Origin of the sequence: Yersinia aldovae 670-83, from assembly GCF_000834395.1 — a bacterium.
In the GTDB taxonomy this organism is placed as follows: Bacteria; Pseudomonadota; Gammaproteobacteria; order Enterobacterales; family Enterobacteriaceae; genus Yersinia; species Yersinia aldovae.
Window position 1 is genome coordinate 3,771,673 of record NZ_CP009781.1, and the last position, 15,084, is coordinate 3,786,756.

Genomic DNA, 15,084 nt, shown 5'->3' on the forward strand with positions numbered 1-15,084 from the left:
CAGTAACCATTTTTTTAGTAAATAAATATTACTTACCTGTACTCTCCTATTGAATAAAATAACTAAAAACGATAAGAATATTTTTTCAAGACTTATTTATCATGCAATCTTATTAGATGGGGGATGTTATTCGTCTACCTTACTGTTATTTAAAATAAATTTTCAGTATGAGACCTAATCAGTTAGACAGGAGGATGTGCTTAATTCTGAAATATTCAAAGTAGCGCGTCTTGGTGGCCTATCCTTTACCCGTCATCGTATTTATTGGTCACAATGATTAGTCAGTAACGACAAGGGTGACCCTTGTATAGGCCAGCAAGTTACAGAACGAGTAGGTTCTTTTTCTCACTTTCACTTTCTTAACATAAACAGGAGGGCTTATGCAGCTCACCCCAAGAGAAGTTGAAAAGCTCATGATCTATACGCTGTCTGATGTGGCATTCAAACGTAAAGCACGCGGCTTGAAACTCAATTATCCGGAAGCCGTTTCAATCATTACCGTGACCGCGATGGAAGGTGCCAGAGATGGCAAATCGGTAGAAGATGTGATGAAAGAAGCCAGTCAAGTTCTCACAAAAGATGATGTGATGGACGGGGTAGCTGATCTAATTCCGAATGTTCAGGTTGAAGCGATTTTCACCGATGGTAGCCGTTTGGTCACCGTACACGATCCAATCAAATAAATGATGGCAACATGCGAGTAAAAACCTGAACTGATTATTGCAGAGGATTAAAGCATGAGCGCAAAGAAAAGCAGTAAAGATAATGCAGAACAGAATACTCCGCTCGGAGGCTGCATTTTAGCCGATACACCGATTACCTTTAATGAAAATAAGCCTGTTACCAAAGTGAAAGTCCGTAATACCGGTGACCGGCCAATTCAGGTGGGGTCGCACTTCCATTTCTTTGAAGTTAACCGCGCCTTGGAGTTTGACCGTGCGGCGGCTTATGGCAAACGACTGAATATCTCTTCCACTACCGCAATCCGTTTTGAACCCGGCGATGAAACCGAAGTTCCGCTGATTCCTTTTGGCGGCAAACAAACGCTGTATGGTTTCAATAACCTGGTGGATGGCTGGACTGGTGACGGCGTGGTACCTAACAGTGAACGCCCGGATAAACTGGCGGCTATTCGTCGTGCGGCTGAACGTGGTTTTAAATCATCTAAATAACGCCTTATCTAACTAAAAATCATCGAAATTCGCATACGTGTAATTAGCTATACCCAATAGATTTCAAGTTTCAGGAAGGTGGCAAACCAGAGAGTCCGATGAGCTTACACCGGTAAGTGATTCGGGTGAGCGGGGGCCGCTAATACACCTGCAACGTGAAAGATGAAGGTTACACGCACCGGAAAAAGAAAGGAGCGACAGATGCCTCAAATTTCTCGGCAAGAATACGCGGGTCTATTTGGCCCAACTACGGGCGATAAAATACGTTTGGGTGATACCAATCTATTTATCGAAATCGAAAAAGACCTGCGTGGATATGGTGAAGAGTCGGTGTACGGTGGTGGGAAATCGCTGCGTGACGGGATGGGCGCAAATAACCATCTAACCCGCGATAACGGTGTATTGGATTTGGTTATCACCAACGTCACCATTGTGGATGCCCGTTTAGGGGTGATTAAAGCTGACGTCGGTATCCGCGACGGTAAAATTGCCGGTATCGGCAAAAGTGGTAACCCCGGAGTGATGGATGGGGTGACGCCCGGCATGGTGGTGGGGGTCAGTACCGATGCTATTTCCGGTGAGCATTTGATTCTCACTGCCGCTGGTATTGATACCCACATTCATTTGATCTCACCACAGCAGGCGTACCATGCGCTGTCTAATGGTGTTGCAACTTTCTTCGGTGGCGGCATTGGCCCAACCGACGGCACTAACGGAACGACAGTCACACCTGGGCCGTGGAATATTCGCCAGATGCTGCGCTCAATCGAAGGTCTGCCGGTTAACGTCGGCATTCTGGGCAAAGGGAATTCCTACGGGCGTGGCCCACTCTTGGAGCAGGCTATTGCTGGTGTTGTGGGTTATAAAGTCCATGAAGACTGGGGGGCGACCGCTAATGCTCTGCGCCATGCATTGAGAATGGCGGATGAAATGGATATTCAGGTTTCGGTTCATACCGATAGTTTGAACGAATGTGGCTACGTAGAAGACACTATTGATGCCTTTGAAGGCCGCACTATCCATACTTTCCATACCGAAGGTGCCGGTGGGGGCCATGCGCCTGACATCATTCGTGTCGCCAGCCAACCTAACGTACTGCCAAGCTCGACTAACCCAACCCTGCCATACGGCGTCAACAGCCAGGCTGAGTTGTTCGACATGATTATGGTGTGTCATAACCTCAACCCGAACGTGCCGGCTGACGTCTCCTTTGCTGAAAGCCGTGTGCGGCCGGAAACCATCGCGGCAGAAAACGTGCTGCATGATATGGGGGTTATCTCTATGTTTTCCAGTGACTCGCAGGCGATGGGGCGTGTCGGGGAGAACTGGTTGCGTGTGATGCAAACGGCTAACGCGATGAAAACCTCACGCGGAAAGTTGCCGGAAGATGCGCCGGGTAACGATAATTTCCGCGTACTGCGCTATGTGGCAAAAATCACCATCAACCCCGCAATCGCACAGGGTGTCAGCCATGTCATCGGCTCCGTCGACGTGGGCAAAATGGCCGACCTGGTGCTGTGGGATCCGCGTTTCTTCGGGGCGAAACCTAAAATGGTTATCAAAGGCGGCATGATCAACTGGGCGGCAATGGGTGATCCAAATGCTTCATTACCGACTCCGCAACCGGTGTTCTATCGCCCAATGTTTGGCGCAATGGGAAAAACCCTGCAAGACACCTGTGTCACCTTCGTTTCTCAGGCGGCACTGGATGACGGTGTGAAAGAGAAAGCCGGATTGGATCGTCAGGTTATCGCGGTTAAGAACTGCCGAACCATCTCCAAACGTGATCTGGTGCGTAATGACCAAATGCCAAACATTGAAGTTGATCCAGAAACCTTTGCGGTGAAAGTGGATGGGGTACACGCCACCTGTGAGCCGATAGAAACGGCGTCAATGAACCAGCGCTATTTCTTTGGTTAATAAAAGCTTTGGTTAATCCGATGTAGGAGCATTAATCCAGCTTGCCTGTAGTCAGTATCACTCAGTTCCCAGTACGGGGCAGATATTCTCTGGGAAGGGGGTCATCGAAACGGATTTCATGGCTACGGGCGGCGGCTGTTGGCGATGAAGCTATGCAAGGAGTCTTATGATGCAAAAAATCAATAATATGATCTTGATCGAGCACGTTCTGGGTAATGTAAAAAAAGATCCGGTTTGGCAGGAAAAACTTAAACATGCCACCTTGGATCTGTTAGTGCTGGATCAGCGGGAAGCGCAGAAAAGCCGCTGCCGCAAATCCACCACTCATGGGCTGGATCTGGGTATTTCTCTTGACCGAAACGTGGTGCTTGCCGATGGCGATGTGTTGGCCTGGGATGAAGAAACCAACGTTGCCGTCGTGGTGCAAATCAATTTGCGCGATGTGATGGTGATTGATTTAAGTGAACTGAAAAGCCGTTCACCGGATGAATTAATTAAAACCTGTTTTGAACTTGGCCATGCGCTGGGGAACCAGCACTGGAAAGCTGTCACCAAGAATAACGAAGTGTACGTGCCACTAACCGTTGCCACCACCATGATGGATTCAGTGATGAGAACGCATGGTTTCCAGCATTTGCCTTTCCGTTTTGTCAAAGGCGGAGAGATTTTACCGCAGCTCAGTAACTCTGAAGCACGTCTGCTGTTTGGTGGTGCCGAGGACAGCGATACCCATGTTCATGTTGCCAGCCCTCTGGATGAGCCTCATGGCTCTGGTTTACATATTCACGCTATTCACTCCCACGGTGATGGAGATTCGCATAGTCACGACCATGACCACAGCCATAGTCACGGCGATCACGACCACGATCATAAACACTGATTCAGGCAAGGAGGCACCGTAATGAATGCATCAGATCTGATTCGTATTATGCAATTTGGTGATTCCGTACTGCCGGTCGGGGCCTTCACGTTTTCCAATGGCGTGGAGTCTGCCATTCAAACTGGCGTCGTGCGAGATGTACCGACGTTAAAAGGCTTTGTTCTAACGGCGCTGAAACAAGCAGCCAGTTGTGATGGCATGGGGGTGGTTGCCGCCCATCGTGCGGTGATGGCTAATGAACGCGATGGCATTATTCGCGCTGATTGGGCGGTGAATAACCGTAAGTTGAATGAAGAAAGCCGCCTGATGGCAACCCGAATGGGGAAAAAACTGACGGAAATGTCAATCCATGTGGTGCAGCACCCGCTGATCAGCTGGTGGCTGGAACAGATAAAAAATGGCAATACGGCGGGAACCTATCCAGTGACTCAGGCAGTGGTGATGGCAGCACAGGGAATAGGGCAGCGAGAGGTGGTGGTGATGCACCAATACGGTGTCGCGATGACTATCTTGAGTGCGGCGATGCGGTTAATGCGCGTCACTCACTTTGACACACAACATATCTTGTTTGAGTTGAACCATGATATCGAGAAGTTCTGTGATATTGCCGAAATCGGCGATATCGAACAGATGTCTTCTTATGTCCCGATTGTGGATGTTCTGGCGGCGGTACATGTCAACGCGCATGTTCGTCTCTTTAGTAACTGATTGATGAATAAATAGTTTATCGAACACGAATTCTGAGTGCTGGGCGCGTTTGTTAACCAGGCACATCGTTGATATCAGATAAAATTAAGAGGATAACCCCGTGAATAGCCATTCAACCGATAAACGTAAAAAGATCACCCGCATTGGTATTGGTGGCCCGGTAGGTTCAGGTAAAACCGCCATTATCGAAGTTATTACACCTATTTTGATCAAGCGGGGTATCAAACCACTGATCATTACCAACGATATCGTCACCACCGAGGATGCCAAACAGGTGAAACGCACCCTGAAAGGCATTCTGGATGAAGAGAAGATCCTTGGGGTAGAAACCGGTGCTTGCCCACATACTGCGGTGCGCGAAGATCCCAGTATGAACATTGCTGCGGTAGAAGAGATGGAAGAGCGCTTTCCTGAAAGCGATTTAGTCATGATTGAAAGTGGCGGCGACAACCTGACACTGACTTTCAGCCCGGCACTGGCAGATTTCTATATCTATGTTATTGATGTGGCTGAAGGTGAAAAAATCCCACGTAAGAATGGCCCTGGTTTGGTTCAGGCAGACATTCTGGTTATCAATAAAATCGATCTTGCGCCTTATGTGGGGGCCAGCCTGGATGTGATGGAAAGTGATACCAAAGTGGTGCGTGGTGAGCGCCCTTATATCCTGACCAATTGCAAAACCGGGCAAGGCATTGAAGAGCTGGTGGATATGATTATGCGCGATTTCCTGTTTACTCACGTCCAGTCTCAAGGAGCCAACGCATGACCTCGCAGAGCCAGAATATCGTGGAGACTCCTTCACGGGTTCGCGCTCACGCATTGGGTGTTAACGCGCCGGAATTAGCGAAGTATCAGGACGAACCGGCGCAGATGCGTAGCGGAGCGGTGGGGAAAAGTGGCTATCTCAAACTGAGATTCGCCAAACGTGAGCATCGTAGTATTTTGGCGGAAATGGAGCGGCGGGTGCCCTCAATGGTGCAAAAAGCACTGTACTGGGATGAAGAAATGCCCGAACTGCCGTGTATCACCATGATTTCGACGTCAGGGTGTATTCTGCAAGGTGACCGTCTGGCCACTGACGTGATTGTCGAGGCGGGGGCGTGCGCCCATGTCACCACGCAGTCGGCGACCAAAGTTCATATGATGAATGCCAACTATGCCTCGCAGATACAGCATTTTACGGTGGAAGAGGGGGGTTATCTGGAATTTATACCAGACCCGCTGATTCCACATCGTAATTCGCGTTTTATTACTGATACCACCATTAATATTCATCCTACGGCGACGGCGATTTATTCAGAAGTGCTGATGTCTGGGCGGAAATATCACCATGCGGACGAACGATTCGGTTTTGATGTTTATTCCTCCCGAGTGGCGGCACACGTTTTTTTGGGTAAAGAACAGCCCGCAGGTAAAGAGCTGTTTGTTGAAAAGTATGTACTGGAGCCGAAGTCAGAGAGCCTTGATGCCATCGGGGTAATGCAGACATTTGATGTGTTTGGCAACGTGATTTTACTCACGCCCAAAGAGCATCACGACCGCATTCTGGCGCGGGTTCCTGCCCATTTTGATGTCAAAGGTGGTATCGCCAGCGGAGCGACACGCTTACCGAATGATTGCGGATTAGTGTTTAAAGCACTGGGGATTGATAGCGCCGGTGTTAAGAACGAAATTCGACAGTTTTGGAAGATAGCCCGTGAGGAAATTCTCGGCGTGACATTGCCGGAGAAATTCTTGTGGCGCTAAGGTGTTGCTCAAAAGTATTGGCGTTGCAGCAAAACATCGTTGCAACAATAGATGGGTGCAACCATAAGTGAGTGCAGCTAATACAGCTGCGGCTTCAAGTTAGAAGGGTAAAATAATGAACGCGAAAACGGGCAATCAATCCGGCTGGGCACAACTGTGTGCTTCGAATGTTTTCATTGAATTTATCGATACAACGCTGCGCGGCTGTGCTCAAGTCATGTTTCAGAATAACCCTCTGACTGGGTTACTCTTCTTTATTGCCATATTTGTTGGTGCTTATGGTGAAGGAAGCCCGGCGGTGGCCTATGGCTGTGTTTTAGGCACCATCGTTGCTACTCTCGCCGGCTTAGCCATGCGTGATCGTAAATCATGGCGCGCAGGGCTGTATGGCTACAATGGGTGCTTGGTGGGCGCAGCTCTGCCCACATTTTTAGTGGCTACTCCGGTGGCCTGGGCCTGCATTGTGTTGGGTAGTATCGTGTCCGTGATCGCTACTGTGTGTATTGCCGATATTTTAAAAACCTGGAAAGTTGCGGCATTGACCGCCCCCTTCGTCTTCACGACCTGGATGATCTTACTCGCCAGCTATGCCTTTACCGGTTTGCATAGCAGTGGCTTACCGACACCGACGTTGCCGCAACAATTAATCTCTGAGCCCGGCACCATTTTTGGCGGTGGCAATGTTTTTGTCAGCATGTTCAACGGTATTTCTCAGGTATTTCTATTCAGTAGCTTGGTCGGAGGGATTATATTTGTTATCGGATTAGCTGTTGAATCTTTATGGGCCGCCATCTTTGCCCTTTTAGGCGCGTTATTAGCGATCTTTACCGCTGCTTTTCTCGATGCCAGCCCTCACAGTATTCATGCCGGGCTTTATGCTTTTAGCGCCGTATTAACCGCAATTGCTTTAGGATCAACCTTTAATCAACCCAGTTGGCGTGTTCTGACTTACACCATCGTGGGGGTTATTTTTACTGTGTTGGTGCAGGGGGCTATGAATACTTTATTGTCACCCATTGGTATTCCAACCCTGACCATGCCGTTTGTTTTAGCCTCATGGCTATTTCTGGTTCCCAATAAAGATGTGATGCCAGCACATCGACAATAACTATTTCACTCTGGACGCTTTGCTCTGAACATTTTATCCGCAGGACGGTTGATAATAATCTGGAGTGCGAACATGACAACAGTGACAGAAAAAAGAGTGGCGTTTGGTAATCAGCAAACTAAATGTCGCGCCATCTACCTGCTTATTGGTTTATTGGTTGTTAATGGACTGGCTTGGGTTTGGGCTTTTAGTGAGTTTAATAACAATGCGGTACTCATGGGAATGGCCTTTTTGGCATACAGCTTTGGCTTGCGACATGCCGTCGATGCGGATCATATTGCGGCTATCGATAATGTCACCCGTAAACTGATGCAGCAAGGTAAAACACCGATTGCCGTTGGCACTTTTTTCTCGCTTGGCCATTCCACCATTGTGATATTAGCTTCACTAGCGATTGCCGCAACAGCGATGGCGTTCAAAAATGATATGGTGTGGTTTCGTGAAACCGGAGGTTTGATTGGTACGCTGGTATCATCGGTGTTTCTACTGTTATTCGCCTTTCTTAATTTAACCATCCTAATTTCAGTCTATAAAAAATTCAAAAAGGTCAAAGCAGGCCATGTCTATCAAGAAGAAGAACTTGATCTTTTAGTTGTGAATAATGGGGGGCTATTAGCCAGAATCTTCAGACGTGTATTTAATATGGTCAATAAAAGTTGGCATATGTATCCAGTCGGTTTCTTATTTGGTTTAGGTTTTGATACCGCCACAGAAGTGGGCGTATTGGGTATTTCCGCCGCCAGTGCAACTCATGGCATGAATTTGTGGTCGATTATGGTATTTCCAATTTTATTTGCTGCGGGCATGGCATTGGTCGACTCACTTGATAATTTTGTGATGATCGGAGCTTATGGTTGGGCTTTCTCCAAACCTGTACGGAAATTGTACTATAACATTACCATCACGGCAGCTTCCGTGATTATTGCTTTCTTTATCGGCGGAATTGAAGTATTGGGATTAATTGCAGATAAAATGAATCTAACTGGAGGGATTTGGACGCCGATTAATAATATTAGTGGAAGCTTAGGCGAGATAGGGTACTGGATCATTGGTATGTTCATATTGTGCTGGTTGATTTCCATAATTAATTATTATGTTCGTGGTTATGATAAATTAAGTATTAATCGTTAATTTACAATTTAATAAAAAGGCGCTTAAATTAACTTAATAAGCACCTTTTTTGTAAGGTCTATATTGACAGGTTACATATGTTTTTTAGCAAAACCTAAGATATCCTGCTTTATTTCAGAGAGTTTGCTTTCAGGTGATTTTTTACAGACTTCGACTACTTTGGGCGTCACTATTGTATCAGTCTCATAAAAATCAACATAATCACCTTTCTTATACTGAGTATCATCATTTAATACCCAATAAACTACCGGAGTAAATGACTTAGGATTCAGATCCAGGAATTCTTTGCAGGTCATATCACTGGGGGTTGTACCGGTTGCTTTAGTCGCGGTGGGAGTTGCTGCAAAAGAAGTTGCAGCAACTGAAAGCAATAAACCAGTCAATGCAATATTACGAAGTGATTTGTAGGACATGCTTATTTCCTTATTTATCTGTTAAATATGATTAGATATTTAAGACACTTAAATTAAGGGTGATAGATATCACTCAAGTCTACGAACACTGGCATTTATGCTATGCCAGAGACCGCTATATTATTAACCAAAAAATCATTAATGCCAACAGTTACCCTGTCATTCCACTTGTTATTGAGTATGGATAACTTTACAAGATGTAAAATTAATATTGCGATTTGGATGCTTGTAAAATTAACGAATTGTCATTTGATTATAATCAAAAACAATTAAATTCATCCATGATCTTTGTGGTTTTTTTATCTATACTTAAGTTACCTATAACAATTTTAGTCACTCTATTGATGAAAATATTACAGGAAATTAAGTCTAAGTTATCGATACCCATTTTCTTGGCTATATTGGTAGCCATTAATGGGTATCTGATTTTAAGCCCCGTACTCTATCGAGCAATCTCTCACTCAACCGATGCAATAAATAATTTCAGCACTTGGAAGGATGCGCTCAGTTTTCTGGAACTATTCGAAATACCACGTTTTATGATCGGTCTGGTATTGATATTTATGGCATTTTCATTATCGATGAAAGTGCGCACGGCATGGTTTTTCTCGGTATTGTTACTGTTTACCATTGTTATTATCAATCTCTATATTCTTAAAGATCATAATAGCCTCACGACGTATTCCAGCATAGTTATGCTGGCTCTACTCTTTTATTGGCGTAAGTTTGATTATTATAGTCTCGGCAGTGCTACGTTCTTTGCTATCGTCAGTATTGCTTCATTGATTGTCTATAGCATGTTGGGCACCCTTTATATCGGTGATCAATTTTCGCCGGTAGTCACTGATTTACCTACGGCCTTTTATTTCGCAATTGTTTGTATGTCGACCGTAGGCTTTGGGGATATTATCCCGCATACCACGCTGGCGCGGATGTTTACGCTTACAGTAATTATTTCTGGTATCACGGTCTTTGCTGCTTCAGTGGCTTCTATTGCTGGGCCAATTATCAGTAATAATATCAAACGGATAGTTAAAGGTAGGATATCTCACGTGGAACGTAAAAATCATTTTATTATTGTCGGTACCAACTCTCTGGCGCTGAATGTATATAACGGTCTGCGTGACCGTGGTGATGATGTCACGGTAGTGTTCGCAGTGGGGGAGCAGCACGATTTTCCTGCCGATGCAGATATTATCGAAGGCGACCCTTCCTCAGTTGCAACATTGAAATTAGCAGGTGCAGCTAAGGCTAAATATATTATTGCGCTATGCAATAGTGATGCTGATAACACCTTCACTATTCTGGCAGCGAAAGAGATTGCTGGTGAGTTCACTAAGACATTGGCATTAGTCAATGAAACTCAGAATATGCAGAAAGTGAAACGAGTTAACCCTGATATGGTGTTCTCATTGCCGTTATTGGGAAGTGAGTTGTTGGTTAGAACCTTGAATGGCGATACTATCAATAATGACCTTATTACTGAAATGTTTTTTGGTAAATGCGTGAAACTGGATTAATTCTGGTATCTGTTACTTGGGTGTATTTATGCTGAACACCCTCATGTCGAGGGTGTTTTATTTTCTATCTCACGACGACGATGTTAATGCCGCTATTATTAGGCCGTTGCCGGGGGATCTTTAGGTTTTTCTTTTGTCCCGACCATTAAACCTAACTCTATAGCAATAAAACCAACAATAAGACTGGTAACCAAATAACAGATTGAGACTAAAACCCCAGTGGGAGTTTTCATCATTTCGACGGCACCAAATACAAAACTGGAGAATGTTGAAAGCCCTCCCATAATTCCTGTGCCTACCATCAGATGCACATATTGGTTGATTTTCCCATTCTTAAAGAAAGAGGTCGCTAACCCCAATAAGAATGCCGCAATTATATTGGCGATGAAAATATCCATTGGAAATCCATCTGTCAGTCTTGGCACTGATAGCATAATAAACTCACGGCACATCGCACCAAAAGCGCCACCGACAAAAACCAGAATAACAAGATTTGGCATGATAACTCTCTCCGATTAATAAATTAGTTTTCTGATTAATAAGCTAACCATGCGCCAAATGCCGCAACTGCCAGACCAACTACTACAGAAATAATCAAATAACCGGCAGCAATGGCTCTGCCTCGTGCGGTAGCAAGTTTTACCGCATCTAATTGCATGCTACTAAAGGTGGTGTAGCCACCTAAAATACCGGTTAACACCGCAGCATTCATTACATCACCGTAGCGATCACGCCAGTCAACACTGAATAGAATACTCAGGTAGCCGATGACAAAAGCCCCCGAAATATTGATAAGAAACGTACCCAGAGGAAAGTTACCTTTATATATCTTTGCGACACTGAGTCCCACCCACCATCGTAAAAGTGAACCTATGCCTCCGCCAAATCCCACCCACATTACGTCGATTGCAGTCATAATAATATCCTTATCGCTATCCATCATAATGGGAATAATTGTAGTATAAATAGATGGGTTAAACGATAATAATATAAGTGTGGGAAGCGCTTCGGTATTATAATTTATTAATTAATAGCCAGCGTCTAACTGTAAGATGGTTATTTAACTGCGGTAAGACCTATTTTCAGCAACTTACCGTTACTCTCATCTGTTAACAGGTAAACATAGCCGTCAGACCCGACGCGGACATCACGGATGCGCTCGCCTCGCTCGCCCAGCAGACGCTCTTCAGCAATCACTTTATCGCCCTCTAATTGCAAACGAATCAACTCTTTTTGTGCCAGTGCGCCAATAAACAGTGAATGTTTCCATGTTGGAAATCTATCTGCATTATAGAATGCCATCCCGCTGATACCAGGCGAGATCTCCCAGTAATAAGCCGGTTGCTCAGTACCGTCCACATAGGCACCCTTGGCCTCAGGGATCGGCAAACCCGAATAATTAACGCCATGTGTCGCCAGTGGCCAGCCATAATTTTTGCCAGCTTGTGGGATATTTATCTCATCACCTCCTTTAGGACCGTGTTCATTTTCCCATATCACACCACTCCACGGGTTCAGCGCCAGCCCCTGCGGATTACGATGACCATAGGACCAGACCTCTGGTCTGGCCGGTGATTTATTCACCAAGGGGTTGTCTGTAGGCACCTTACCATCGAGGGTTAGTCGCACGATTTTACCTTGATGTAGGCTCAGGTTTTGCGCGGTAGGGCGCTGATTATTTTCGCCAAGAGTGATAAACAGATGGTCCTGTTCATCGAAAGCCAGTTTGCCACCAAAATGGTTTCCGGTAGACAATTTCGGCTGCTGACGGAACAACACCTTAAAATTCTCAATGGCGGTATGCTGTGGATTAAGACGGCCATATCCCACAGCTGTGCCTGCTTTACCATCCGAATCAACTTCTGCAAAACTCAGGTATATACGGTGATCTTGAACAAAATTCGGTGATAATGCGACTTCTAGTAGGCCACCTTGTCCGTTGGCATACACTGGCGGCACGCCGATTAGTGGCTCAGACAGTTTCTTTCCTTGTTGCCACAAGCGCAGTTGACCTGATCGCTCAGTGATCAAAATGCCACTGTTATCGGGCAGGAGTGCTAGTGACCAGGGGTGATCTAGCCCATTCTGTAATTCCATTACTGTCAGTACCGGGGCTGCAAGCGTAGACATCGAAACAAACACGCTGAGTAATAATCCTGACAAGCTGTAACCCAGTGTCTTATTCCCAAATATTGTCATCCGCCACTCCATAAATGTGCAATCACCCGTTAACTTTAGAGTATTAAGGGAGAATCAGCTATGCGCTGTTGTCGGCTCACGACGTCTATCGGGTGATGTTCTACATACTGTCGATTAAATAGGGGAGTGATTCCGGCTACCGTTTTCTCTGTTACTTCAAACAGTTGAAAAATTTGCCAAACAGATAAATTTCCCTAACTTATCCCCATCTGAATTTTTATTATTTTTACTGTTAAATGTTCTACATCGAGATCTAAAAATAAAAACTAACCATATGAAATACAAATGATTTAAACTTAATTTGCCAAGCAAAAAAATAACAATTTTGCGATAAGCATCACATCCTAATCGCTGAGAAATGTGAACATCATCAATGTGGAAAGTCAATGAGAGACGATTGTAGTCAGTCGCGAATTACTGTCTTATCTATCAACGCCGTATACTGACGACAACCAGAAACAATGATGGTGGCAAGGCGGCAATGAAACAAAGATAAAGGGAATTTCACCATTGCACTGGCATATTAATCACTTGTGTCTTTTGAACTTCAAAAGGTGTTGGGTATGGAAAAGAAAAAGATTTATCTGTTTTGTTCTGCGGGCATGTCTACCTCGCTACTGGTTTCCAAAATGAAAGTACAAGCAGAGAAGTATGAGGTGCCAGTGATTATCAATGCTTACCCCGAGGCCCTGGCCGCAGAACATGGTGCCCAAGCAGATGTCATCTTGTTAGGACCACAAATCGCTTACATGTTGCCTGAAGTTGCAAAAATGTTCCCCAATAAACCAGTTGAAGTGATCGACGCGCTCCTATACGGCAAAGTCGACGGTCTGGGGGTATTAAAAGCTGCCGTAGCCGCAATAAAAAAAGCAAAACAATAAGGGGTGCACTGTGAGCGCATTTATTAATTCTCTGGAAAGGGTCATCTTGCCTTTTGCTATTAAAATAGGCAGACAGCAACATATTAATGCTATCAAGAATGGGTTTATTCGGCTGATGCCGTTAACCCTGACTGGTGCCATGTTCGTTCTTATCAATAACGTGTTCTTAAGTTTTGGTGAAGGGTCATTTTTCTTCTCAATGGGCGTAAGATTAGACGCTGATACCATAACTATGCTGAATGGTTTTAAAGGAATTGGTGGCAACGTTTATAATGGTACGCTCGGTATTATGTCGTTAATGACGCCATTCTTTATCAGTATGGCTTTGGCTGAAGAGAAGAAAGTTGATCCTCTGGCTGCGGCGTTGCTGGCGATCGCGGCCTTTATGACGGTCACTCCGTACAGCGTGGGTGAAGCCTATGCGGTGGGGGCTAATTGGTTGGGGGGGGCCAATATTATATCCGGTATTATCATTGGCTTGGTGGTAGCAGAGGTCTTTACCTTTATCGTGCGCCGTAACTGGGTCATCCGCCTGCCGGATAGCGTTCCAACCTCTGTTTCCCGTTCATTCTCGGCATTAATTCCCGGATTTATCATTCTTTCCATTATGGGCATATTGGCCTATACCCTCGGATTATACGGCACCAACTTCCACCAGATCATTATGGATACCATCTCGGCTCCGTTATCGAAAATGGGCAGTGTGGTGGGTTGGGTGTATGTCATGTTCTCCTCGCTGCTGTGGTTTTTCGGGATACACGGTGCAATGGCCCTCTCTGCATTGGAAAGTGGCATCATGATGCCATTTGCCTTGGAAAACGTAGCCACTTATACCCAATATGGTTCAGTCGCCGCCGCGATGGCTGCCGGCAAAGAGTTCCATATGTGGGCCAAGCCGTTTGTTGACTCCTATATCTTCTTAGGCGGTACAGGGGCCACACTGGGTTTAGTTATCGCAATCTTTATTGCCTCCCGTCGCGAAGATTATCGTCAGGTAGCAAAATTGGGTGCTCCGGCGAGTATTTTCCAGATTAACGAACCAATCTTATTTGGCTTACCTGTCATTATGAACCCGCTGTTCTTTATACCGTTCATTTTGGTTCAGCCTGTATTAGCGATTATCACTTCAGTGGCTTATTACACTGGCTTTATTCCGCCAATCACCAATATTGCCCCTTGGACCATGCCGGTTGGGTTAGGCGCATTCTTTAATACTAACGGCAGTATTGCCGCGATGTTATTGAGTTTATTCAACTTAGGGATTGCCACACTGATGTATCTGCCGTTCGTGATTATTGCCAATAAAGCGCAGAGCGTGATTGATAATGACGTTGAAAGTGAAGAAGACGTGGCTAATAGCCTGAAATTTTAATGAGTAGCCCTTGTCGTACCGGTGTGGAGGTTGG

The 15,084-nt window shown here is 45.4% G+C and carries 16 protein-coding genes; 12 read left to right on the plus strand and 4 right to left on the minus strand.

Annotation, left to right across the window (positions count from 1 at the left end; genetic code table 11):
* The first annotated feature begins 380 nt into the window (after nt 1–380).
* From AT01_RS16930 to AT01_RS16970, 9 genes are all read left to right on the plus strand, one after another.
* A complete protein-coding gene (locus tag AT01_RS16930) occupies nt 381–683 on the plus strand; it encodes an urease subunit gamma (protein ID WP_042547974.1) in 303 nt (100 codons plus the stop codon).
* 54 nt (nt 684–737) lie between these two features.
* Nucleotides 738–1,172, plus strand: a complete 435-nt coding sequence (locus AT01_RS16935; protein ID WP_004703228.1) for an urease subunit beta — start codon at nt 738–740, stop codon at nt 1,170–1,172.
* 201 nt (nt 1,173–1,373) lie between these two features.
* Nucleotides 1,374–3,092 (plus strand): urease subunit alpha, encoded by a 1,719-nt coding sequence (locus AT01_RS16940; protein WP_042547975.1) that lies wholly within the window; start codon nt 1,374–1,376, stop codon nt 3,090–3,092.
* A 187-nt stretch (nt 3,093–3,279) separates the two neighbouring features.
* Entirely contained in the window at nt 3,280–3,972 is a 693-nt protein-coding gene (gene ureE, locus AT01_RS16945) for an urease accessory protein UreE (protein ID WP_042548686.1), read from the plus strand.
* 21 nt (nt 3,973–3,993) lie between these two features.
* A complete protein-coding gene (locus tag AT01_RS16950; protein WP_042547976.1) occupies nt 3,994–4,680 on the plus strand; it encodes an urease accessory protein UreF in 687 nt (228 codons plus the stop codon).
* A gap of 100 nt (nt 4,681–4,780) precedes the next feature.
* The gene (gene ureG, locus AT01_RS16955; protein WP_042547977.1) at nt 4,781–5,446 is read left to right on the plus strand and encodes an urease accessory protein UreG; all 666 of its coding nucleotides are present in this window, start codon (nt 4,781–4,783) and stop codon (nt 5,444–5,446) included.
* Nucleotides 5,443–6,426, plus strand: coding sequence for an urease accessory protein UreD (locus AT01_RS16960; RefSeq protein WP_042547978.1), 984 nt, complete (start codon nt 5,443–5,445; stop codon nt 6,424–6,426). The genes ureG and AT01_RS16960 overlap by 4 nt, the downstream gene beginning before the upstream one ends.
* A gap of 115 nt (nt 6,427–6,541) precedes the next feature.
* Nucleotides 6,542–7,534: an urea transporter gene (gene yut / locus AT01_RS16965; protein ID WP_042547979.1), complete on the plus strand. Its 993-nt coding sequence runs from the start codon at nt 6,542–6,544 to the stop codon at nt 7,532–7,534.
* A 72-nt stretch (nt 7,535–7,606) separates the two neighbouring features.
* Nucleotides 7,607–8,665 carry a HoxN/HupN/NixA family nickel/cobalt transporter gene (locus tag AT01_RS16970; RefSeq protein WP_042547980.1) on the plus strand — a complete coding sequence of 353 codons (1,059 nt, stop codon included), beginning with the start codon at nt 7,607–7,609 and terminating at the stop codon, nt 8,663–8,665.
* A gap of 71 nt (nt 8,666–8,736) precedes the next feature.
* On the opposite strand, the gene hdeB is transcribed toward AT01_RS16970, so the two are convergent.
* Nucleotides 8,737–9,078, minus strand: a complete 342-nt coding sequence (gene hdeB / locus AT01_RS16975) for an acid-activated periplasmic chaperone HdeB (protein WP_042547981.1) — start codon at nt 9,076–9,078, stop codon at nt 8,737–8,739.
* Between the two features lie 344 nt (nt 9,079–9,422).
* Between hdeB and kch the strand changes: the two genes are divergently transcribed.
* Nucleotides 9,423–10,598 carry a voltage-gated potassium channel protein gene (kch, locus tag AT01_RS16980; protein WP_042548687.1) on the plus strand — a complete coding sequence of 392 codons (1,176 nt, stop codon included), beginning with the start codon at nt 9,423–9,425 and terminating at the stop codon, nt 10,596–10,598.
* 98 nt (nt 10,599–10,696) lie between these two features.
* Here kch and crcB (AT01_RS16985) read toward each other — a convergent pair whose 3' ends face one another.
* The 3 genes from crcB (AT01_RS16985) to AT01_RS16995 all read right to left on the minus strand — a co-directional run bounded on the left by crcB (AT01_RS16985) (nt 10,697) and on the right by AT01_RS16995 (nt 12,797).
* On the minus strand, nt 10,697–11,098 hold the full coding sequence (crcB, locus tag AT01_RS16985) for a fluoride efflux transporter CrcB (protein WP_042547982.1): 402 nt from the start codon (nt 11,096–11,098) through the stop codon (nt 10,697–10,699).
* Between the two features lie 35 nt (nt 11,099–11,133).
* Entirely contained in the window at nt 11,134–11,514 is a 381-nt protein-coding gene (gene crcB / locus AT01_RS16990) for a fluoride efflux transporter CrcB (protein ID WP_042547983.1), read from the minus strand.
* 140 nt (nt 11,515–11,654) lie between these two features.
* Nucleotides 11,655–12,797: a PQQ-dependent sugar dehydrogenase gene (locus AT01_RS16995; RefSeq protein ID WP_042547984.1), complete on the minus strand. Its 1,143-nt coding sequence runs from the start codon at nt 12,795–12,797 to the stop codon at nt 11,655–11,657.
* A 563-nt stretch (nt 12,798–13,360) separates the two neighbouring features.
* On the opposite strand from AT01_RS16995, the gene AT01_RS17000 reads away from it, so the two are divergent.
* Nucleotides 13,361–13,678, plus strand: a complete 318-nt coding sequence (locus AT01_RS17000; protein WP_005276021.1) for a PTS sugar transporter subunit IIB — start codon at nt 13,361–13,363, stop codon at nt 13,676–13,678.
* 10 nt (nt 13,679–13,688) lie between these two features.
* Entirely contained in the window at nt 13,689–15,050 is a 1,362-nt protein-coding gene (gene chbC / locus AT01_RS17005) for a PTS N,N'-diacetylchitobiose transporter subunit IIC (protein WP_042547985.1), read from the plus strand.
* Nucleotides 15,051–15,084: the final 34 nt, after the last annotated feature.

Excerpts from the sequence above, each read along its gene's own strand:
- AT01_RS17000 (WP_005276021.1), top strand. The coding sequence starts at position 13,361 with ATGGAAAAGAAAAAGATTTATCTGTTTTGTTCTGCGGGCATGTCTACC.
- crcB (WP_042547983.1), bottom strand. The coding sequence starts at position 11,514 with ATGACTGCAATCGACGTAATGTGGGTGGGATTTGGCGGAGGCATAGGT.
- crcB (WP_042547982.1), bottom strand. The coding sequence starts at position 11,098 with ATGCCAAATCTTGTTATTCTGGTTTTTGTCGGTGGCGCTTTTGGTGCG.
- ureE (WP_042548686.1), top strand. The coding sequence starts at position 3,280 with ATGATCTTGATCGAGCACGTTCTGGGTAATGTAAAAAAAGATCCGGTT.
- AT01_RS16930 (WP_042547974.1), top strand. The coding sequence starts at position 381 with ATGCAGCTCACCCCAAGAGAAGTTGAAAAGCTCATGATCTATACGCTG.
- kch (WP_042548687.1), top strand. The coding sequence starts at position 9,423 with ATGAAAATATTACAGGAAATTAAGTCTAAGTTATCGATACCCATTTTC.
- AT01_RS16950 (WP_042547976.1), top strand. The coding sequence starts at position 3,994 with ATGAATGCATCAGATCTGATTCGTATTATGCAATTTGGTGATTCCGTA.
- AT01_RS16970 (WP_042547980.1), top strand. The coding sequence starts at position 7,607 with ATGACAACAGTGACAGAAAAAAGAGTGGCGTTTGGTAATCAGCAAACT.
- AT01_RS16960 (WP_042547978.1), top strand. The coding sequence starts at position 5,443 with ATGACCTCGCAGAGCCAGAATATCGTGGAGACTCCTTCACGGGTTCGC.
- AT01_RS16995 (WP_042547984.1), bottom strand. The coding sequence starts at position 12,797 with ATGACAATATTTGGGAATAAGACACTGGGTTACAGCTTGTCAGGATTA.
- AT01_RS16935 (WP_004703228.1), top strand. The coding sequence starts at position 738 with ATGAGCGCAAAGAAAAGCAGTAAAGATAATGCAGAACAGAATACTCCG.
- hdeB (WP_042547981.1), bottom strand. The coding sequence starts at position 9,078 with ATGTCCTACAAATCACTTCGTAATATTGCATTGACTGGTTTATTGCTT.
- yut (WP_042547979.1), top strand. The coding sequence starts at position 6,542 with ATGAACGCGAAAACGGGCAATCAATCCGGCTGGGCACAACTGTGTGCT.
- AT01_RS16940 (WP_042547975.1), top strand. The coding sequence starts at position 1,374 with ATGCCTCAAATTTCTCGGCAAGAATACGCGGGTCTATTTGGCCCAACT.